The 22,426-nt window shown below is 36.0% G+C and carries 21 protein-coding genes; 5 read left to right on the top strand and 16 right to left on the bottom strand.

Annotated features, from left to right (window positions below; all coding sequences use genetic code 11):
• Positions 1–46: 46 nt before the first annotated feature.
• The 4 genes from NSA47_RS08360 (at position 47) to NSA47_RS08345 (ending at position 3,793) form a co-directional block, all read left to right on the top strand.
• Positions 47–730 (top strand): response regulator transcription factor, encoded by a 684-nt coding sequence (locus tag NSA47_RS08360; protein WP_257530879.1) that lies wholly within the window; start codon positions 47–49, stop codon positions 728–730.
• 53 nt (positions 731–783) lie between these two features.
• A complete protein-coding gene (locus tag NSA47_RS08355; RefSeq protein WP_257530877.1) occupies positions 784–2,175 on the top strand; it encodes a sensor histidine kinase in 1,392 nt (463 codons plus the stop codon).
• A 165-nt stretch (positions 2,176–2,340) separates the two neighbouring features.
• Entirely contained in the window at positions 2,341–3,162 is an 822-nt protein-coding gene (locus NSA47_RS08350; protein ID WP_257530875.1) for a GerMN domain-containing protein, read from the top strand.
• A gap of 139 nt (positions 3,163–3,301) precedes the next feature.
• On the top strand, positions 3,302–3,793 hold the full coding sequence (locus NSA47_RS08345; protein WP_257530873.1) for a MogA/MoaB family molybdenum cofactor biosynthesis protein: 492 nt from the start codon (positions 3,302–3,304) through the stop codon (positions 3,791–3,793).
• A 179-nt stretch (positions 3,794–3,972) separates the two neighbouring features.
• Here NSA47_RS08345 and NSA47_RS08340 read toward each other — a convergent pair whose 3' ends face one another.
• From NSA47_RS08340 to NSA47_RS08290, 11 genes are all read right to left on the bottom strand, one after another.
• Positions 3,973–4,452, bottom strand: a complete 480-nt coding sequence (locus NSA47_RS08340; protein ID WP_257530872.1) for a PTS sugar transporter subunit IIB — start codon at positions 4,450–4,452, stop codon at positions 3,973–3,975.
• A gap of 1 nt (position 4,453) precedes the next feature.
• Positions 4,454–5,530: a PucR family transcriptional regulator gene (locus NSA47_RS08335; protein ID WP_257530870.1), complete on the bottom strand. Its 1,077-nt coding sequence runs from the start codon at positions 5,528–5,530 to the stop codon at positions 4,454–4,456.
• 449 nt (positions 5,531–5,979) lie between these two features.
• Entirely contained in the window at positions 5,980–6,867 is an 888-nt protein-coding gene (gene dapA, locus NSA47_RS08330) for a 4-hydroxy-tetrahydrodipicolinate synthase (RefSeq protein WP_257530868.1), read from the bottom strand.
• Positions 6,868–6,966: 99 nt separating this feature from the next.
• On the bottom strand, positions 6,967–7,371 hold the full coding sequence (locus tag NSA47_RS08325; protein WP_257530866.1) for a PTS sugar transporter subunit IIA: 405 nt from the start codon (positions 7,369–7,371) through the stop codon (positions 6,967–6,969).
• A gap of 8 nt (positions 7,372–7,379) precedes the next feature.
• A complete protein-coding gene (locus NSA47_RS08320) occupies positions 7,380–7,985 on the bottom strand; it encodes an SIS domain-containing protein (RefSeq protein WP_257530864.1) in 606 nt (201 codons plus the stop codon).
• Between the two features lie 14 nt (positions 7,986–7,999).
• Positions 8,000–8,929 (bottom strand): phosphoglycerate dehydrogenase, encoded by a 930-nt coding sequence (locus NSA47_RS08315; RefSeq protein WP_257530862.1) that lies wholly within the window; start codon positions 8,927–8,929, stop codon positions 8,000–8,002.
• 93 nt (positions 8,930–9,022) lie between these two features.
• Entirely contained in the window at positions 9,023–9,883 is an 861-nt protein-coding gene (locus NSA47_RS08310) for a PTS system mannose/fructose/sorbose family transporter subunit IID (protein ID WP_257530860.1), read from the bottom strand.
• Positions 9,880–10,626, bottom strand: coding sequence for a PTS mannose/fructose/sorbose/N-acetylgalactosamine transporter subunit IIC (locus NSA47_RS08305; protein WP_257530858.1), 747 nt, complete (start codon positions 10,624–10,626; stop codon positions 9,880–9,882). Before NSA47_RS08305 ends, NSA47_RS08310 begins: the two co-directional genes overlap by 4 nt.
• 19 nt (positions 10,627–10,645) lie before the next feature.
• Complete coding sequence (locus tag NSA47_RS08300) at positions 10,646–11,128, bottom strand: PTS sugar transporter subunit IIB (protein WP_257530856.1); 483 nt, start codon at positions 11,126–11,128, stop codon at positions 10,646–10,648.
• A gap of 214 nt (positions 11,129–11,342) precedes the next feature.
• A complete protein-coding gene (locus tag NSA47_RS08295; RefSeq protein ID WP_257530854.1) occupies positions 11,343–11,984 on the bottom strand; it encodes a beta/alpha barrel domain-containing protein in 642 nt (213 codons plus the stop codon).
• A gap of 348 nt (positions 11,985–12,332) precedes the next feature.
• Complete coding sequence (locus tag NSA47_RS08290; protein ID WP_257530852.1) at positions 12,333–13,283, bottom strand: ROK family protein; 951 nt, start codon at positions 13,281–13,283, stop codon at positions 12,333–12,335.
• A gap of 198 nt (positions 13,284–13,481) precedes the next feature.
• Here NSA47_RS08290 and lspA point away from each other — a divergent pair, with 198 nt between their 5' ends.
• Entirely contained in the window at positions 13,482–13,940 is a 459-nt protein-coding gene (gene lspA, locus NSA47_RS08285) for a signal peptidase II (protein WP_257530850.1), read from the top strand.
• A 39-nt stretch (positions 13,941–13,979) separates the two neighbouring features.
• On the opposite strand, the gene tkt is transcribed toward lspA, so the two are convergent.
• The 5 genes from tkt to glgA form a co-directional block, all read right to left on the bottom strand.
• Positions 13,980–15,974, bottom strand: coding sequence for a transketolase (gene tkt / locus NSA47_RS08280; RefSeq protein ID WP_257530848.1), 1,995 nt, complete (start codon positions 15,972–15,974; stop codon positions 13,980–13,982).
• A gap of 311 nt (positions 15,975–16,285) precedes the next feature.
• The gene (locus NSA47_RS08275; RefSeq protein ID WP_257530846.1) at positions 16,286–17,716 is read right to left on the bottom strand and encodes a L,D-transpeptidase family protein; all 1,431 of its coding nucleotides are present in this window, start codon (positions 17,714–17,716) and stop codon (positions 16,286–16,288) included.
• Between the two features lie 82 nt (positions 17,717–17,798).
• Positions 17,799–18,959: a THUMP domain-containing class I SAM-dependent RNA methyltransferase gene (locus NSA47_RS08270; RefSeq protein WP_257530844.1), complete on the bottom strand. Its 1,161-nt coding sequence runs from the start codon at positions 18,957–18,959 to the stop codon at positions 17,799–17,801.
• Between the two features lie 95 nt (positions 18,960–19,054).
• The gene (gene pulA, locus NSA47_RS08265; RefSeq protein WP_257530842.1) at positions 19,055–20,944 is read right to left on the bottom strand and encodes a type I pullulanase; all 1,890 of its coding nucleotides are present in this window, start codon (positions 20,942–20,944) and stop codon (positions 19,055–19,057) included.
• 24 nt (positions 20,945–20,968) lie between these two features.
• Entirely contained in the window at positions 20,969–22,417 is a 1,449-nt protein-coding gene (gene glgA, locus NSA47_RS08260; protein ID WP_257530840.1) for a glycogen synthase GlgA, read from the bottom strand.
• Between the last annotated feature and the right edge of the window lie 9 nt (positions 22,418–22,426).

Genomic DNA, 22,426 nt, shown 5'->3' with positions numbered 1-22,426 from the left:
AATCATATACTAAGAATTAATAATTACAAAAATATGAGGTGAGAAAATGAATGTTTTATTAGTAGATGACGAAGTTTTATTAGTAAAGGGACTAAAAAAAAGTTTAGAACTTGAAGGTTATCAAGTCTATACAGCCTATGATGGTCGAGAGGCTTTGGTAACCCTTGAAAAGGAACCTATAGAATTCATCATATTGGACATTATGCTGCCCAAAATCGATGGTATGACCCTATGCAAAAGAATAAGAGAAAAAATGGATATTCCCATTATTATGCTAACGGCAAAGGATGATGATATTGATAAAATCCTGGGTTTAGAATTAGGAGCCGATGATTATATGACCAAACCCTTCAACACTAGAGAACTGATCACTCGTATAAAGGTCATACAAAGAAGGCTAGAAAAACAAAGTCCTAATTTCCCTATCTATAGTACAGGACCTTTAACATTAAATGCTTTAGAAAGAAGGGTATTTTTAAAGGAGAAAGAATTATATCTTACCATGAGGGAATTTGATTTATTGTATCTTCTTATAAAAAATAAGGGACAAGTGTTTAGCCGGGATGAACTCTTTGATTTAATATGGAATGAACCTATGCTAGATACTCGTAATATTGATGTGCATATTCGAAATCTTAGAGAAAAAATTGAGGAAAACTCTAGTCAGCCAAAATTTATTAAGACTAAATGGGGCGTCGGATATTACTTTAATAAAGACATTGAGGAATAAGGTCATTGGTGTTTTAAATCTTTTCTTTAATCCAAAAGCAAAGGGTGTAGAATATGTTTAAAAGTCTTAAAAGTAGGCTTATTATTACTTTTACTCTTATTATTATTTTAACCGTTGGTATGATCGATTATGTAGTTCTCACAGAATATGCAAATAAAAATATTGCAGAGCGAAAGAGTAAAACCTTTGCCACTGCTAATATTATTGCTGATTTAAGTAAATATCAATTGGATAATGCCAATATTTTAAGAACAATTCTTTATCAACATACTCGAGAAATAGATGGTAGAGTCTTGATTATAAATAGAAAAAAAGAAGTCATTATGGATTCCTTTTATGAATTGGAAGGTAAGGTCATTGATGCCATAGAGGTGGAGCAGGCCCTAAAGAATAAAGATTCAATGAATCTATATTCTACTCCTTCAAAAATTATGCAATTGGCCGTACCCATGACTATAGAAGATCAGACCAGTGATAATATTCTCGGTACAGTATTGCTATCTGTCTCCATAAATGATATTGAAAGCTCATTACAATCTCTCCGGTGGCAAGTCCTTATCTTTTCCCTCTTGGGGGTTATCCTTGCTATTGGTGCATGTATCCTGGCCGCCCACAGCATCTCCAAGCCTATTGCTGGACTTACCCAAGCCGCTAAAAAGATTACCCAGGGTAAGTTAGGCACACAGGTGAATGTCCGGGGTAAGAATGAAATTGCTCAGTTGTCCACAACCTTCAACGAAATGAGCCAAGAAATTGCTTTTATTGATCAAAATAGGAGAAACTTTATTAGTAGTGCCTCCCACGAGCTAAAAACCCCCCTTTCCTCTATGAAAGCTCTTGTTCAGCCCTTGTTGCATGAAGATATCGATGGAGAAACCCGCAGGGAGTTTTTGGAGGACATTGATGGAGAAATTGATAGGTTGACAAAGCTTATTCATTCCCTTTTAACGCTCACTAGGATGGAGGAACTAAAACTTAAAATGACGAAACAAAGCTTATATCCTGTCCTAGAAAGAGTAATGAGTATTTTACAGCCTATTGCCCAAGAAAATAATGTAGCCTTGATCAATAAGGTATCTGATAACCTAGCCTTTTCCTTTGATAAAGAGCATCTTACCATGGTGTTTTTAAACATTATAGAAAATGGAATCAAATATCGTGACCCTTCAAAGGAAAGTCATGTCCTTGTTTATCTCCAAGAGGAAAAAGACTTTATTCAACTTATTTTTCAGGATAATGGAATAGGCATGAGCGCTGAAAGCACCCCCTATATTTTTAAAGATTTTTATCGTGGAGATCACTCCCGATCCCGTTCTACTGGTGGCTATGGTTTAGGTCTATCTATTACCCATAGGATTATTACCCTTCATGACTGGACCATTGAAGTGAAGAGTGCTTTAGGTGAAGGGAGTCAATTTATTATTAAAATTCCCATGAAAAAGTGACTATCCTCCCTCTAGGGAAACAGGGAAATTGGCTCTCTTGCCAGCAGGCTTAGCTTTCTCTTCCACTAGGATATAATTTCTTAACAATTACTTAACACCTTGTTGATTTTTTCTTATTATTTGTTGCATACAATAAAGACAACAGAAGAAAAAGGAGATGGTTTTATGAAGAGAAAACCTTTGATATTGTTTGTATTTCTTATGGCTATCACCCTCATTTTTACCCTTTCTGGCTGCACATCCTATGATCAAGCCAAAACTCCCCTAAGCCAGGGAGAAAAGCAAGAAGAAGATAAAAATCAACAAGAGACAGTACTAGAAAAGCAAGGGGAAGATAATCAGAAGGAAGAACCAAAGGCAGAGCAAAAAGAAGAGCAAAATCAAGAGCCAAAAGAACAACCTAAAGAAGAGCAAAAGGAGAAACCTAAAGAAGAAAATAGCAAAAGCAAGGATCAAGCAGTAAAGCCTAAACCAAAGAATCCAGAAAAAGAGGAGCCAAAACTCGAACAAAAACAAGAAAGCAATAAGAACTCAAATCAAGTGATAAGCCCCAAACCCAATGCTCAAGAAAGGGAAATTGTTCTCTACTTCATGGACAAAAAAATTATCGAGACCGGTCAAGGAAAGTATAGTAACATGATTAAAGAAACAAGAAAAGTAAAAGTAAGTGACCAACCTTTAGAAAAAGTCATTATAGAAGCCCTTAAAGCTGGGCCTACTTCTAATCTTGGAGCAACCATGCTCAAAAAAGATCTACAGGTAATTAGCGTAGAAGTAGCTGATAAAACAGCCTACGTCAACCTTTCCAGTCAGAACCTTTTTGGCAGCTCCCTACAGGAAACAGGTTTAATCTACCAAATAGTGTATTCTCTTACAGAACAAAATGGCATTGAAAAAGTACAGTTTTTAGTGGATGGTACCAAAAGAGAATCCCTCTTTGGACACTATGATATCCAAGCGCCTTGGACAAAAGCCATGCTCCAATAAATGAAGGGCCCTTTAGAGGGTCTTCATTTATTTTTTAGAAGAATAAATGTTATAATATCCTATATAATTATAAAGTAACCTAAAAATAGGGTTGGATTTTTCATATGTCTACTATCTATCTACATAAGGAGGATTGAGTATGTTTACATTGGGAGTTATTATTGCAAGTGATAAAGGATCTAGAGGAGAGCGTGTAGATGAAAGCGGTAAATTGATTCAAGATATAATGAAAGAAAATGGTTATGACGTTAAAAAATATATTGTCCTTCCTGATGAGCAGGATTTATTGGAAGAAGAGTTGGTATATATGAGCGATATTTTGAAGGTAGATCTCATCCTTACCTCTGGCGGAACAGGTTTTTCCAAGAGGGATGTCACTCCAGAAGCCACCATGAAGGTCATTAGTAGACAGACCCCAGGTATCGCCGAAGCCATTAGATACTATAGCTTACAAATTACACCTAGGGCCATGCTATCCCGAGCGGTAGCAGGGATTAGAAAAAATACCTTAATTATCAATTTGCCCGGTAGCCCAAAAGCCATAAAGGAAACATTGGAATACATTGTACCTTCTGTTCATCATGGACTGGAAATATTAAAAGGTACGACCTCAGACTGTGCCCGAAAATAAAAGCAAAATAATAAGGGATAAGAAATTCAATATAGAATTCCTATCCCTTTTCTCTCTTCTATCTAAACATTCTCTTCTAAAAATTCTCTTCTCTTTTCAATTTCACTAAATCAATTCACTCTTATCAGGCTATAAAATATCAAATAATTTTGCCCATGTTATAAACAAAATAAGTATGTTTAAGAATCCCTTGTAAAAACCGAATATTCTTTATTATCCAATGGTGACGTTTGAAAGAAAAGTTTAATCCCCTTTCCCTGAATAAATCGTATATACTGAATCTCCTCTTCATTAAAGAAATCTGAAAGTTTCCTAATTACAATACGACTAGCTGGATAAGGTATTTGGATCTCCTTTGTTTTAAATCCTTTCTCTACCGCCTTTTTAGCCGTCGCCAAATCTTTAAATATAACCATTAAATTACATTTTTTGGTGCTATCCTTATTTATAAAAGCTACTAATTCTTCAACAGAAAAAATTTTAACCTTTAAAGGCTTAGGAAGACATAATTGCATCACTTTATTAATAAAAGGATCATTATTATGTTTTGGATCTACTATTGCTACGTAATTAGCATTTACAAATTGATTCCAATTTACAGCTACGGTTGCATGCAATAATCTTTGATCGACACGTGCAAGCTTAATTGTTATACCCATACTACTCACCAACCTGTTTCTGTCTTTTATATTGCTTTAAGGCACTGGCAATTAAGGCCAATAAAATTTTTCCTTGAAAGCTTCCCCTAATATCAATATTGAAAATTTCTTCATACTTCTTGATTCTATAAATTAAAGTATTTTTGTGCAAGAACAGATCCTCTGCAGTTCGCGTAATATTGTAATCATTTATAAGCAATTTATCGGTAATAGTAGTAATCTCATCAATATCAATCCCTTTACTTATCTGTATATAAAAATCAAAGATATTTCGTACATCATCAAGTTGAACTTTGGAAAGAAAATATTCAAATTGATAATCCATAAAAAATACGGGCTCGTCTATAGAAAAATCCACATTGTTTTTTAACCATAAACAATTCTGATAACTGAAAATGTACTGTTTTAATTTATTTTGTAGGGAACCTATAAGATAACAACAGCCTTCTAATCCCCAGTTTTTTAAACTCTTAACATACTTTCCAAAGTATTCCACTGCCTCATTATTTTCCAAATCATCAGGTATATCCTTAAATAGCAATAAACTATTATTGTCTAATAAGGAATATATCAACTCTTTGCTATCAGGTTTCAATTTCAAGTTCATAATTTCTTCTCTATTAAATCCTTTATTGTTAATAATATACAAAGCCGCTCTAGTTTTGTTTTCATCAATGCCTAATTCCTGAATTAAATCTAAAATATGATTCAAATCAAAATATTCGGCATTAAGTAAATATCTAACTAGTTTATCATCCTTAGTAATCTTCTGCTTCAAAGAGCTGATATTTAACTCGTACATTAAACGTGTTGTTAAAGACTCGAGGAGTAAACTACTAATCATTTTAAGATTTCCCTCATCACCCCTAATCCAAATATAACCATAGTCTTGATTCTTGACTCTAATTTTATAAAACATATTTCTAGAATTAGAATCTTCAACATCAAAGTAATGTCCTATATATTCCTCTTTACTACAGGAAATAACTCTTCCATCTTGTTTCAATAAACCGATAATATATTTTTTGTTTTCTTGCACAACATTAATAAATTCCTTAAAAATGTCTATTAGTATCATACTCTTTACCCTTCCTGTTCTGGCTAAATAAAGTCCTAGCATAAATATTTAAATTTGAAATAATACCAGCTATTAGCTCTAATTAAGTCCAATTATACAGTGTACAGCTTAGAAGGTTAAATTAACCTATACAAATATGCACAAATTTTAGTGAGATAACTTTTTTCTAAAAATAATTCTTTACTCATACATCAATGTGTGGCTATCTGGCAATTTATCTTATCATGTATTGTAATAAACTTACAAACTTGCTGTCACATGGAAATAGAACTAGCTACAGGAAAAAGAAATATAATATCACCCCTTGTATAAGGCGAATCTCTGTTAATCTTCGCCTTTAATTGACAATACCTCATTAATACAAAGAAGATACCACCCTTTTCTATAAATATTTCTTATTTGTCTCAATGGGATGGTATCTTGTCTTGAATAATCGAGCCTTAGTAAAATTAAATCAATTGATAATGTTTAAGCATTTCCCTAATCTTTTCATCAACCACAGGCATAGTTTCTCTAACTGGTTTTCTAGCAGGTCCTACAGGAGCAATATTAGCTAGTTCTATTGATCGTTTTATGATTGAAGGAACGGTACCTAACTTTAAGACCCCTCGTAATACATTAATATCTGCTTGTAAAACCTCTGCGGTTTTAGTGTCATTTATTTTAAGAGCTTTATTTAGTTTTACTAAAATATCTGTAATAACATTGCTTGTGCCTGCAATTGCTCCTGTTGCCCCCAAATTATACCCCATAGAAATTTTAGAATCTGAACCTACCAATACACTGAAATTCTTTCCACTGGCGGCTTCAATATACCCCTTTAGGTTTTCGACATCACCACTACTATCCTTAATGGCTTGGATATTATCAATCCTAGCCAAACGGGCTGTCACTTCCTTGGAAATATTACAACCCGTTGACTTTGGAATATTATACAAAACAATTGGAATTTTGACGTTATTAGCTACTTCTTTAAAATGCTCATAAAGCTCTTTATCGGTAGGTTTAATAAAATAGGGAGTAATTACAGATAATGCATCTGCACCTATCTCTTCCATTTTTTTAGATAGGTATATAGTCTCTTTGGTAGAGCATGCACCTGTTCCTACAAAAACCGGAACCCGATGATCAACAATCTTAATTACTTTTTTGGCAAAGGCCATCTTTTCCTCTTCATTAATAACATGAAATTCCCCATTACTGCCTAAAATAAAAATACCATTAACACCTTTTTTAATTATATGGTTAATTAATTGCTCAGCAGCTTCATAGTTAATAGATTGTTCCTCATCACGATTAAATGGTGTAACAATGGGTGTAATAATCCCTTCAAACATAATCTGCCTCCTTCATTTAACTACTTAAAATAAATATATCATTTGTTCCACTTCTTGATTAGCTACTTTACTTTTAATCCTTCTAATGACATTTTTAAACTATTGCACTGTCTTATTGGTATGTATAGCACTTGATTGTATAGTATTGATACAGTTTTGGATCACCTGATCTATATCTAGGACTTCACTGTTAATGACATTAAGATATAAATCTATTAACATGGGTAAATTCACACCCGTTACTACATCATGATGGTACCTTTTCGTTAAAGCTGTAAAAACGTTACAAGGTGTACCTCCGTGTAGATCTACTAAAGATAAAATCTGACCTTCCAAATTGCCTAATATAGAATCTACCTCATGCATAAATTCCTCAAAGGATGTAGAGGGTAATAGAGATACTGATTTAACATTTTCCATACGTCCAAGGATCATTTCTGCGGATTTAATTAGTTCTTCCCCAAACCTTCCATGGGTTCCAATTACAATATTTAACTTTGCCATATAATCTCCTACTTTCTCTGCATTTCTTTTATGCTTTTACCAAGGCTTCCCCCTGGATGCCATTGAACATATTGGTTTAAATTCAATTTTTTTTTATTTTGCAACATAACACTTAAACATTGAAGAAGTAAAATCTCTGACAACACTGAAGCACGGGGTGGTTTATTAAGACCATCCCCTTCCTTATCGACACGGGCCAACAAACATACTTCAGAGTGTTTTGCCAACCATGATTCTGCATTTCCCGTGCAACTAATGAGACATGCGCCATTAGCTAATATCGTTTTTACGGTAGGTTTTAGTTCTTCTGTTTCACCACTATTGGATATGGCAATGACAACATCTCCCGGCTTAACTTGGCCACTTGAACCATGTACTGCCTCTGTCCCATGTAGTTCGTAAGCACTCGTACCTGTACTAGATAATAAAGAAGCAATATATCCTGCTACATGACCCGGTTTACCAATTCCAGTTACATGGACACGTCCACCTTTTTTTTCGCTTTCCAATATAATTTCCACTGCTTTTTTAAGATTTTCTATATTGACACCTTCAATATTTTTGTTCAATTCTTTTTGCACATTATTTAGAAATTTTTTTAATTCCTTATCCATAATGCTCCTCCTAATTAACCTAACAAATGTTCAGTAATAATTTTTGTAGACATCTGACAAGTCCTTTTTTCTGCTTCCATTGTTCTTGCAGCTGTATGAGGTGTTAAAAAGAAATTATCTAAGGCAATAAGTTTATCCCCCATTTTAGGTGGCTCAGAACTGTAAACATCAAAATAGGCTGAACGAATTTCCTTGTTTACTAGAGCTTCATATAAAGCTTCTCTATCAACAATTCCCCCTCTTGCTGCATTAATTAGGCAGGCTCCCTTTTTCATTTTTTTGAATTCTTCTATGGAGATCATATTTTTTGTAGAATTTAAGAAGGGTAAATGTAAAGAAATATAGTCACTTGTCCTAATAATCTCCTCAAAGGATTTTACCTCTACATTATATTCTTCTGCAGCTTTATCCGTAATTTCAAAAGCATCATATGCATATACTTTCATAGATAATCCATTTGCAAAAGTAGCAAGATCTTTCCCAATCATCCCAAAACCAATAATTCCTAATACTTTTCCACTAATTTCCCGCCCTGCAGGCTTATTCCATTTATGTTCTTTAACTTCTTTTAGCGTATTATAGATGTTCTTTGCATCTGCAAACATTAAAGCCATAACATGTTCAGCAACAGCCTTAGAGTTGGAACCTACTGTCCTTCCAACAAAAATTCCCTTTTCTTTTGCATAATCCAAATCAATATTATCTATCCCTACCCCAAATTTACAGATCACCTTTAAGTTAGGACAATTATCCATTAACTCACGATCAATGGTATCTACACCCACAATGATGGCGTCTACATCACGGGCTAATTCATGAAATTCTTCTTTTGTATATGCTTTTCCTGTATTATTATAATGAACAGATAAACCTTTAGATTGCATATATTTCACTTGATCTAATCCGTAGTTTGCAAATCCTCTTGGTGTGATTAAAACCTTCAATTTTTTCCCTACCTTTCTGAATATTGACCTTTACTATATAAAACAAGGCAAATCCATGATCACCCATAGATTCGCCTTATAAACAGCATTGATTTAAATAACGCTGATGAATGTCAGAGCTAAGGCCATGAGCATTGTATAAACAATTATACGCAGATATTTTGGACCTTTTTTAATAATATATAAATACATTCCCATAACTAAGGCAAAGGGCAACAATTTAGGTAGCATACCATCTAAAATACTTTGCAAAGCTACTCTCTCTGATGAACCGCTGGCAAAGGTCAAAATAGTTTCAAACTTAATATAAGCTGATGATAGGCAGCCAATCATAAATAACCCTACAATACTAGCAATATCAATAACCTTCTTGATTTTACCGGAATGTAAAATTTCTAAGACAGCATTCTTCCCTAAAGTGTAGCCCTTTTTCATTAGAAACCATGAGTATCCATAGGACCAGGCTATATAGATAAGGGCTGGCATAAAAGCAGCAATTACCGAACCATTAAGAGCCATAGGTACAAAAATCGCAAGAGGAATGGTCGCTACAATTCCCTGGTCAACACTATCACCAATACCTGCTAATGGACCCATAAGACCGATTTTCAAGGATTGAATAACCTCGGATCCAATACTCTTATTCCCCAAAGCTCTTTGTTCCTCAAGAGAAATTACAATCCCATGAATCAAACTTCCCCAGTCACAATTTGTATTAAACATGGAAGTATGACGTCTCATGGCTTCCTTTAATTCCTCTGGATTATCCTTATAAATTTTTCTCAATACTTTATTTAATGAATATCCGAAGGCCAAAGCCTGCATTCTATCAAAACTTACAGGAACTTCAACTGCTAAGCACCATTTCCACCAAGCTTTAAGTAAATCTTTCTTAGTGACAATATTTTTCTTTTGCTCTACTGCTTGTCCATCATTTTCAATTACTTGGCTCATGCTAATTCTCCTTCCTCATTTTGTTTAAATAGGGAAACAATCATGGCTATACATAGAGCAAGCACTGCACCAGTTAACATGGAGAATCCCATAACAGCATGCAGGAAGAATCCTAAAACAAAGAATGGAATATATTGCTTCTTCCCCATAATCACGAGAGTTAAGGCAAATCCTAATGCTGGTAACATTCCTCCAGCATTTGCAAGTCCGTTCATAAACCATTCTGGGATGATATCAAGAAAAGCTTGTATCACGTTTGGCCCATACAAGGTAGCAATAAATACAGGAGTGAAATATAATATACCATTTGTCAACCAAGGCAATAAGAATGAAAATGTAGCTAATTTATCGTATTCGCCATTTTCTACAAATGTATCTGCCTTTGTGTTGTAAAAGGAATTAATCGTACGACGAACGTTGTTGATTAAAACCCCTAATACACCAAAGGGAACCGCTATTGCTACCGATGCAGCTGGATCAAGATTATTGATAATAGCAACAGGAATAGCAATACAAGCAGCTAAGGCTTGATCACTTGGAATATTCCCACCAGCTTCAATACCACCCATGTACATCAATTGAATGGTTGCTCCATACAATAAACCTGTTTTAACATCACCAAAAACTAATCCGATAAATACACCTAAAACTACTGGTTTACGGAAGGCAAAAGAGAAAAAATAGTTGGCTCTTCCCATTGCAATCCAGTAAATTATACCTACTAACGCAGCTTTTAAGATCATTTATTATCCCCCCTTATTTTTAAAGCTTTGCAACAGCTTTCTGTAGTATTTCTGATGGGTAATCAGGAGTTGTTTGGAAATAAATATTAATTCCCATTTTTTCAAGAGCCAACAAAGTATCTGCATCCTCACGATTTAGGGTAATCGCATTATTAACTGCTTTTCTACCTGGTCCTCCTCCTAACCCCCCAATTTGTACTTCCTCAAGTTTCAATCCAGCTCTTACTGCATTATCCAACTCCTGAACACTCTTAAATAAAAGCATTACTCTGTTCCTTTGAAACTCATTCTTCTGTTGTGCCTTGACTGCTTCCTCTACAGATAAAATTCGAATCTTTAAACCTTTAGGGGCAGCCATTTTGAATACATCCTGCATAAATTCGTCATTACTTAACGACGTATCTACGGTAACGATTTCATTTGCTTGACACTGAGTAACCCATCTTGTAATTACCTGTCCATGAATTAATCTAAAATCTACCCTTGTTAATACAATGCTCATGGTATTCCTCCTAGCTTTTTTATTCTATTAATATTATAATACGATGGTTTTCTAAAAATAAATGGCTTACAAACACAAAAAAAGGAACCTATTTTGATTCAAACTACTAAGTTAAGATTCTTGTTTTTATCATCTATGGTGAATTCAAAACAAAGATCCCTTCCAATACAGCCAGAAGCCTCTAGCTGTATTGGAAGGGATCTTTAAGATAGAGTTATTTATTATTTTTATTACGATATTCTGCAATTATCTTTCGAATTTTAGCAGCATTTTCTGCAATGTCTTCCGAACTACCTTTAGTTAACAAACCACCAAAGCCACAAACATCAACACCACTTTCTAACCATATAAGTAAATTATCTAAATTAATACCGCCACTAGCTAAAATAGGCATATCGGGAATAGGGGTTTTGAAAACTTTAATGAGTTTAGGACCATAAAAATCAGAAATAGGGAAAGCTTTTATAAAAGCAGCTCCCATACTCAATGCATTAACGGCTTCTGTAATAGAAGTACACCCAGGTGCATAGGGAATTTGATAGCGGTTACAAATTTTTGCAACCTCTGGAGAATAATTAGGTGCAATAATAAAATTAGCACCCTTTAATATGGCATGCCTAGCAGTTTCAGCATCTAAGACTGTACCTGCACCTATACATAGATTATCTCCATATCTTTTAGTCAACCCCTCAATAACATCCCCTGCATTATTTAGGGTAAAACTCATTTCCATTATAGGAATCCCGCCTTTTATACAGCCCTCAGCAATCTTACTAGCTTTTTCAAGGGTTTCAGCCCGTACAATTGCTAGTGCACCTACTTCATACATTTGTTTTGTAATATTCATCTTTTTCATCATTTTCACCTCTTACCCACTATTCTATCTTTTTAGCCAAAACTTACAATGGTATAGCAAACTAATTATAGGTTGTTATTTTGTAAGAATAAACGAATGTATTTACTTCTCTTAACTCCTTTAAGGCTAATTCCCTCTCTATTAGAATTCCTAGCGTCTTAGGTAAAAACATCCTCTGCTCTGTCTACTATTTATCTACATAAGAAGGGTTTAGTATGTTTACATTGAGAGTTGCCATTGCAAGTGACAAGGTCTCCATAGGAGAGCGTATGACTGTGCCCGTAAATGGGCAAAAAAAATAGGGATAGGGATTTTGGTCTCCCTTTATCCCTATTCCCTGATTTTAACCTAAATATTCTCCCCTAGGAAAGCTGCCCCTATTATACCTGCGTCATTTCCTAACTCTGCCAGTACAATATCCCCATAGGATATCTCTTTAGAAAACAATCTTTTTTCTACCTCCTGCTTTAAGGGCGTTAGTAAAAAATCTCCTGCCTTGGAAAGTCCACCACCAATAGCAATGATTTCAGGATCTAAGGTATTGAATATGTTTACAATGCCTATAGCAAGGTATTTAATCAATCTATCCACAGCTTCCCGTCCTAAAGCATCTCCTTTTTTTGCTGCGTCAAAAATGGTTTTTGCCTCGATATTTTCTATATTTCCATGCACCTTTTGCAAGATTAAAGTATCTTCCCTGCCTTCTCTTATTCTCTTTTGGGTATATCGTATAAGGGCTGTAGCAGAGGTAAAGGTTTCTAGACAACCATTTTGACCACAGTTGCAGGTATAGAAGTTTTCTCCTACGATAGCATGACCTATTTCTGAACCCCAGCCATGGCTGCCACTAAAGACTCTATCATTAATAATAATGCCTCCACCAACCCCCGTACCCAAAGTAATAAAAACAGAGTTTTTAGCCCCTTGGGTAGAGCCAGCAATTTTCTCGGCCAAGCCTGCCACAGTGGCATCATTTTCTACATAAATAGGTCTTTGAAAATAATTGCTTAATTTTTCCCCTAAGGGTACGTTGTGCCAAAAGAGATTGGTTACATAAATGGTTTTACCTGTCTTCCTCTCCACCAACCCCGGCACACCTATCCCAATTGATTTTACTGCCTGCAAGGAAGCATTGGTTTTGTCTAGGATTTCTTCTATTTGCTCAATAATGTCTTGTATAATAGGCTCTACTCCTCTTTGAACAAGGGTAGGCCGACTATTTCGAAATAGAATTTGTCCCTTATCATCCACTGCCCCTGCCTTAATATTGGTCCCCCCAAGATCCACCCCAATCCTCATATTCATTCCCCCTAAATAAGAAATTTTATGGCTATCCTATCCTCTTATCATATAACAAAATTCATCAATTGGCAGTATCTTTCTCCTCTCCCTTTTTTCTCTTTTTAGATATATATTCCACTTTGCTAAGCTATACTCCTTTAGTTTTAAATGTTATAATAGCAAAGATAATGAAATTATTTCTTCAGGAGGTTTGTCATGTCTTTTTTTCTCGTCATTATTTTTATTGTTGTTCTAGATCAAGTTGCTAAATACCTAGCCGTATTACATATCAAACCCATCCCTACCTATCCTTTAATAAGGGATGTGTTTCATCTTACCTATGTGGAAAATAGAGGAGCAGCCTTTAGTATCTTTCAGGATAAACAGCCTTTTTTGATTACGGTGACTATGCTTTTTACCCTGTTTTTAATCTATTACCTTATCAAAACTCCTAAAAATAAAAATACTCTTTGGTTTAAAATTTCTCTTACTCTTATCATTGGAGGAGCTATAGGTAATCTTATTGATCGTATACGTCTAAATTATGTCATTGATTTCTTTGATTTTAGGTATATCAATTTTGCAATCTTTAATACGGCAGATAGTTTTGTCGTAGTGGGTACCATCCTCTTAGCTGGTATTTTGCTTTTTGGGGATACCCAAGATATCTTATAGATAAAAAGTGCAGTCCCTTTTAGGGACTGCACTTTTTATCTATCCTTTATCTAGCATTTTTAAGGCATGTTGTACTAGATTTTCTACTGTAAATCCATACTTTTCTAATACTATTTCTCCCGGCGCCGACGCTCCAAAGGTTTCAATGCCTAGGATGTCTCCTTTGATCCCAGTATATCTTTCCCATCCAAGTTTTTGACCTGCTTCCACGGCTAGGCGGGTTAAGACATCTGATGGAAGAACTTCCTCTTTGTAGCTATGGCTTTGTTCTTCAAATATTTCCCAACAAGGCATACTGACTATTCGAGCATCCACTCCCTTCTCCTGTAATTGTTCATAAGCCTGGATAGCCAAATGAACTTCGGATCCGGTAGCCATAATAATAAGGTCTGGTTTCTCTCCTCTTTCTTTTTGAATAATATAGGCCCCTCTAAGGGCGTCTTTATTGCTTTGGGGTAGAATCGGTAGATTTTGTCTAGACAGGGCCAAAACTGTGGGATGTTCTTTTTCCCTTAGGGCTGATATCCATGCAAAGGCTGTTTCCTTAGCATCGGCAGGTCTAAACACCCTAAGTCCTGGAATAAGTCTAAGGCTCATCATCTGTTCTATAGGTTGATGGGTAGGACCATCTTCCCCTAGAGCAATACTATCATGGGTAAATATATATACAGCAGGTACTTCCATTAATGCGGATAGGCGTACCGCTGGTCGCATATAATCCGAAAAAATCAAGAAGGTGCCACAATAGGACCTTAGCCCTCCATGAAGATACAATCCATTGACAATAGCACCCATGGCATGCTCTCGTACTCCAAACCGTAGATTTCTTCCCCTTCTATTTTCCCAGGAAAAGTCCCCCATATCCTTTAAATAGGTATTATTAGAAGGTGCTAAGTCTGCAGAACCTCCTACTAAATTTGGAACTTTACTGGCGAGTTTATTTAAAATTTCTCCTGATGCAGCTCGAGTAGCGATAGAATCTTTTTTAAAACGCAATAGGTTTTCATCATTCAATATCTCTGCATCAATTTCCTCATTGTGCCACACGGTCCACTCTCTAGCTAGTTCTGGATATTTTTGTTGATACTTTTGCCATTTTCTCTTCCATTTGTCTTCTTCTTTTTTCTTTTCTTCTACAATCCCTTGTATATATTTTTCTACTTCCTGGGGCACATGAAAGTTTGGTTCATAGGACCATCCCAGCCCCTCTTTGGCTAGTTTTGCTTCTTCTAGACCCAAAGGTGCTCCATGGACATCAGCACTTCCTGCCTTATTAGGACTTCCAAATCCAATGACCGTACGCACTTTGATTAAGGTAGGTTTTTCTTCCTCTTGTTTTGCCTGCTGAATAGCTTGATTGATCTCTGCAATATCATTTCCGTCTTCTACATTTAATACTTGCCAGCCATAGGCTTCAAATCTTTTTGCCACTTCCTCAGTAAAGGCCAGTTCTGTAGAGCCCTCAATGGATATCTCATTGTCATCATAAAGACATATTAGTTTGCCTAATTTAAGATGACCCGCTAGAGATGCGGCTTCTGAAGCTACTCCCTCCATTAAGTCTCCATCCCCAACAATAACGTAAGTATGGTGATCCACAAGCTCAATATCCTCTTGATTGAACTTAGCTGCTAATATTTGTTCTCCCATGGCCATGCCTACTGCGGTAGATATTCCCTGACCCAAAGGACCAGTGGTTGTTTCCACTCCTGGTGTATATCTATACTCTGGATGACCTGGAGTCTTGCTTTCCCATTGCCTGAATTTTTTTAGATCCTCAATGGATAGATCATAGCCAAACATATGCAGCAAACTGTATAAAAGCGCTGAACCATGTCCTGCGGATAATACAAATCTATCCCTATCCGTCCAGTTGGGGTTATTGGGATTGAATTTTATAAAATCTTTCCAAAGAATATAGGCCATAGGAGCTGCTCCCATGGGCATTCCCGGATGTCCCGACTTAGCTTTTTCTACAGCATCCACCGATAAAAAGCGGATGGTATTAATGGATAATTGATCAATAGTAGACAACGCCGTCACTTCCTTTCAAACTTTTTTTATTTATACCCTACAAACTAGCTATTAAAACTCTACTAGGGAAGCAGGAACCATCAGGAGTAAATAAAATGTTCTTCTCCCTATTCTTTAGTATGCTTAATCTATTATTTTAGAATACATTTTCCTAATTAAACCAATAAATATTATCCATAGAGCTTTTAGGATTGACACTTTTTTATCAACCTGTTATCATTATGTATGAAAAGACTTTCCCCGTCTTTTATTTGAAACTTCTTCCTTAATTAGACCCAAAATAAAAAAAGCGGAATACCCGCTTTTTTTATTTAATCTATGATAATCACAGCTCCCTTACCTATTTCCATCCAATCATATAAAAATTTAGCGTGACTTGTATAGTTACGTACACATTTATGGGAACGTGGAGTGGTGCCTATGGTAAATAAATACTCTTGATGTCCTGGATCAATTTTTTCTCCTTCTGGGGTAAATTGATAGTCCACAGGTACCCCATGGACATAACCTCCCCCGGAGAAACGAATGGCATAAGGGGCATACCCTGCAATTTGATTCGTACCATCTTTCAAATATAAAAATTGTTCTCTCCTCTGTATGGCCATAAAATGTCCCTTAGGTGTTTCATATTTATACTCATCCGCTACTCCTGTGGTAGCAAAGGTATAGGATATGATATTCCATTTTCCCTCTATGAGTTCAAAGACAGCTTCATTTTGATTGGTATCGTCTATGACAATTACTTTAGTAATTTCTTTAGGTGCATTACCAAAATGGACATATTTTTTAGGAATCCAATATTGCCCTTCAAAGGATGGAGTGCTTACTTTATAAAATTCATGATTATCTTCCAATATAGATACCAACATTCCATCTGAAAAATAACGAAAATCTGTTTTTGCCTCATCTATATATCCCGGTGCACTTTGGTCTTGATTTCTTTTATAGTCATCTGCGGTATTCCCATTATGGGCGGGAGGTAATCCCCTGACATTTTGATAATTATAGATATAAGCCATATCGTTGTTTAGTACCCTCTCTTGAAGTTTATTTACCTCATTTAGCATTTTATCAAAATGAAAACTTCTGGCTTCTCCTAGGCTACCAAATACATAACCATATTGAATTTTATCTCCCTCTTTCAGGGCAACCTTATACCAGTTATCCGATTGATAGTTGGGCAGAAATTCTCCCTTTACCCGCTGTAATACATTTAATTTTTCAAAATAGTTTGCCTGATAAACCACTGGCGCACTCGAATGGGGTTCTTTTCTTATATTTAGTGTTTCTGTCGTCACTAGAAAATAGTCTAAGGGGATAGCGTATTGATCATATTTTAAATTTAAAGTCACCCTATCCGGAATAGTGGTATTGAATTCTTCTAGAACTTGTATTTGACCCTGTCCTTGATTTGACTGATTGCCATCTTTTTGGATATCCTCAGGGCTTATGACATTATCTTCTTCTGTCCTTTTTTCCCTTCGGGCTTTTTCGGTTAACTCCTTATCCTCTTCTATGTTTTCATCATTAATATTTTCTTCTATATTTTGGTGGTTTTCCGGTTGATTTCCCTTGGATTTCTCCGAGCTATCCTTTCCCTGTTCTTCTTGTTGTGCTGGCGGATTTTCCGGCAGCCTCCTAACAATATTACAGCCAATTATAGATAAACTCATGAGTATTATCATCAAAAGCATTTTTCCTTTTTTAACCATTACAATCACCCCTAGCAATCTTTCTGGCATACTCTGCCTTTTATGTATTTTAACTCTCTTCGGTCTAAAATATGCTTGAAAGATTTCTAGGCTACAAAACTATAATCATTATTTATAAATTATAATTTTCTTTCTCCCTTCGGGGTGGTAGTGGGCCAAAGTATTGGTAGAGATAGGTAAGCAGTCTTCCATTATAAAGTTTTCTATTTTTATCTGATTTTTTCCCAAAGAGTTTTTCAAAATCTTGATGGGCGGTAATAATAAAATAGGACCAAGAATCTAAATCTCTAAAGGCCTTTCCCATCATTCGATATAAGTCTTCTACTTCCTTTTTCTCCCCTAACCTTTCCCCATAGGGAGGGTTGGTGATGATTACCCCATACTTTTTCCGGGACTTAAATTCCTCTACAGATAATTTTTGAAAATATACACAATCATCTACCCCTGCCATTTCGGCATTTTGTCGGGCTTGTCTTAAAGCCTTAGGATCAATATCCGAACCTAATAATCTAAAGTCACTGTCTACATCAATGGCCTTCATGGCTTCCACTTTGGCCTGTTTCCATAGTTCCTTGGGCACTCTATTCCAACTTTCTGAAACAAAATGTCGTTGCAATCCAGGGGCAATGTTTCTTCCTATCATTGCCGCCTCAATCAAAATGGTTCCCGAGCCACAGAGGGGGTCTGCCAATTCTCTAGAGGGTTTCCATCTTGAAAGCAAAATCAAGGCCGCTGCTAAGGTCTCTTTAATAGGGGCTTCATTTCCATGGGCTCTATACCCTCTTTTATGTAATCCTTCTCCGCTAGTATCGATTAGAAGTGTAACTACATCCTTTAAAATTGCTACCTGTATGGGATATTCTGCTCCGCTTTCTTCAAACCATTGAATCTTATGTTTTTCCTTTAGTTTTTCTACTACAGCCTTTTTTACAATGGATTGACAGTCGGATAAGCTAAATAATTTTGATTTAACAGATTTTGCTTTGTATATAGGAAATTTCCCATCTTCAGGAATCCAATCTTCCCAGGGTAGGGATTTAGTCTTTTCAAAAAGCTCTTCAAAGGAAAGAGCTTTAAATTCTCCCATTTTTACAAAGACTCGATCGGCCGTACGCAGCCAATAATTTGCCTTAGGAATGGCTGCTTCATCTGCTACAAAAGTTACCCTTCCATTTTCTATTTGGACATCCTCATAGCCTAAATCTTTTATTTCCTGAGCTACGATAGACTCTAACCCAAAGGTGCTCGTAGCTACCAGTTCTATTTTTGACATAAAAACACTCCAATTCATTCTTCTTTTTCTCTAGTATACCCTATTGGTTTTACAGCCATCAATAAAATATGTGGAAATAAAGGTTTTGATTTATATTAATCCCTTACCAATATATGCGTAGATAGGGGCTCTAGCTTAATTTTCCCCCTAAAATACTTTTCCTCTTTCGTTACTCCATAAATATTTACTTCCTGGGCGTTGGCGATTACCTTCCATTTTTCTTCATCTGGAAGATATATCTCAACTTTCTCTCTATTGGCATTGTGGATAATCAATATTTTTGCATAGTCCCCTTGATAGGGAGAGGTTAATCTATAGGCCACCACATTGGGTGGTGATTTTATAAACTTTAGGTGTTTTTTCACCTCTTCGGCCCGGGATAGGGTCATGACCCTTTGGGTTTTTCTCAGGGCAATGAGTCCCTTAATATAGTCTACGTTGTCCTTATATCGATATCTGTCGTCCCAATTGACCTGATTAATATCATCTCCCATATTATAGCTATTAGGATATCCTTTTTTTGATCTTAAAATCTCTGCCCCCCCATGGATAAAAGCTATACCCTGGGAAGTCAGTATGATGGATAGAGCTAATTTGTTCATTTTTATTTTTTCTTCCGCGGTAGCATAGGGACAAGATTTTTCAATCTTATCGTAGAGGGTAAGATTGTCATGGGCTGAGACATAGTTTACACTTTCTATGGGCTCCTGGGCAAATCCCTGGATATGTTCATTGTAGTATATGCTCCCTACAATCCCTCTTTTTATCTCCTCTTCTAGGCCTTTAGCACCCGTGACAAAGCCTAGTCCTCTTCCATCATTATCCCCCTTAATGGCCTCTCTAAATTCATCGTTAAACAGGGCAATGTTTTTCCCTCTTTGGCTGCCCTTAGTAAATTGGAGTGGGGGTGGAAGGCTAGAAGGCCCCCCTATCCATGGTTCTCCATAAAGAATGATATTAGGGTTTATCTTTTTTAATTCTCTTTCAATAATGTTCATGGTGTCTTGATCATGTAGGGCCATTAAATCAAAGCGAAAGCCATCTATCTGATATTCCCTAGCCCAAAAGCATAGAGAGTCTAAGATATATTTTCTCACCATCTGTCTTTCTGAAGCTAATTCATTGCCACAACCTGATCCATTGGTAAAATTGCCCTTTTTATCCGTCCTATGATAATATCCTGGCACTAAAAGTTCCAAGGGATGGTTTTCCGCAATATAGGTATGGTTGTATACTACATCCATGATTACCCCTATGTCCTGCTGGTGCAGGCAGTAAATGGTGTCCTTTAATTCCCTAATTCTGATCTCCCCATGGTAGGGGTCAGTGCTATAGGATCCTTCAGGAACATTGTAGAGCACTGGGTCATAGCCCCAGTTGTATTCATGGTGTTTTTCTTCCTTCACACTTCCAAAGTCAAAAATAGGCAAGAGATGAATATGGGTAATTCCTAGTTCTTTTAAGTAATCTACACCTGTATCATCTCCCTTTGTATTGGTGGTATTGGTCTCTGTAAAGGAGATAAATTTCCCCCTATTTTTCATCCCTGAACTTTTGTCCATGGAAAAGTCTCTAATATGCATTTCATAGATAATCGCTTGGGTAGGACTTGCCATCTGAGGTCTTGGGTGATGTTTCCAATCCATAGGGTTTAATGATTTAAAATCCACGATCATTCCTTTTTCTCCATTAATGGTTGCTCCCTTGGCATAGGGATCGGTCACTTCAATACTTTTATCCCCCGAGTCTATAATATAATTATAATATTTATTTTTATATTCTCCCTTTAGTTTTAATTCCCAAATTCCTTTTTCTCCTCGCTTCATAGGGTAGATAGTTCCCCGCTCACGATCATGTTCTTGATATAGAATAAGAGATATATTTCTTTGAGTAGGTGCCCATACCTTAAATAGGGTATGGGATTTTCTGTAGGTGGCTCCTAGGTCATTACCTGGATAAAAAAAACTATCTAAAGGATGTTCCACTCTTCTCTTATCCCTTGGTGTCCTTCATTGGCTTTCAAAATTTTCCCCTTTTACTAGGGTATGATATAGCTCTTGGTATTTTTGAGCAGACTTTTTCCAGCTATAGTCTGATTTTAGAGCACATTTTACTAATTTGGCCCATTTTTCTTTGTCCTGGTAAATATTCAAAGCATTTTTTATGACATGAAGCATATCATGGGCATTGTAGTTGGCAAAACTAAATCCATTTCCCTCTCCGGTATATTCATTATAGGGCTTTACTGTATCTTTAAGTCCCCCTGTTTCCCTTACAATGGGAAGGGTCCCATATCGTAGAGCAATGAGTTGACTTAATCCACAGGGTTCAAATTTGGAAGGCATTAAAAATAGATCGGCTCCAGCATAGATTTTATGGGCAAGTTCCTCACTAAAAAAAGTATTTACTGATAATTTTTCCGGATATTTTTTTCCTAAATTCTTTAAAAGATCTTCATATTTCTTATCGCCAGTGCCCAAAACAATCATTTGCACATCCAGCTGCAATAATTCTTCTAAAATATGTAAAACTAAGTCAATTCCCTTCATGCTATCCAATCGAGTTACCATGGCCAGGAGAGGAATATGTTTTTGGGGAGACAATCCTAGCTGCTTTTGTAAGGATATTTTATTTTCTTGTTTCTTTTTTAAAGAGGTTTGATAGGGTACATAGATATTTTTATCGGTCATAGGATTATATATATCATAATCAATACCATTGACTATGCCCACTAATTGATGACGATGATGTCTTAAAAATCCATCTAAATTCTCTCCATAATAAGAAAACTGTATTTCCTTAGCATAGGTTTCACTTACAGTGGTAATGATATCAGAAAACCCAATGCCCGCCTTCATAAAGTTGACTTTCCCATAGAATTCTAAAGCATTTAGATGAAAATATTCCTCTCCTAAGGATAAAAGATCCCTGAGAATTTCCTTGGGAAAGATCCCTTGATAGCGAAGATTATGAATGGTAAAAACCTTTTTTATTTTGTTGAAGGGAGCCTCTTTTCTATAATAGCTATCCAATAAGGCCATGACCATTCCTGTGTGCCAGTCGTTACAATGAAGGACATCGGGAATAAAGTCTATTTGTCCCATAAATTCTATAATGGCCTTTGAAAAATAGGAGTATCTTTCTCCGTCATCCCAATAGCCATAAAGACCCTCTCTCTTGAAATACTCTTCATTATCTATAAAATAAAAGGGAATTTCTTGATATTCCAAAGAATAAATGCCACAATATTTTTTATTGTCCCCTAGGGATACTTCAAATTCTTTTATGAGAGACATTTGATCTAAAAATTTTTTGGGAATATCCTTGTATTTAGGAAGAATGACTCGAATATCCATTCCCAATTTTTTCAAAGCCTTTGGTAGGGAAAAAGCTACATCCGCTAATCCCCCTGTTTTGACAAAGGGTACAACCTCCGCCGCAGCATATAGTATTTTCATTATCCCTTC

This window comes from Irregularibacter muris (assembly GCF_024622505.1).
GTDB lineage: Bacteria > Bacillota > Clostridia > Eubacteriales > Garciellaceae > Irregularibacter > Irregularibacter muris.
The sequence above is the reverse complement of the archived record's forward strand: the minus strand, read 5'-3'. Positions and strand labels throughout refer to the sequence as shown.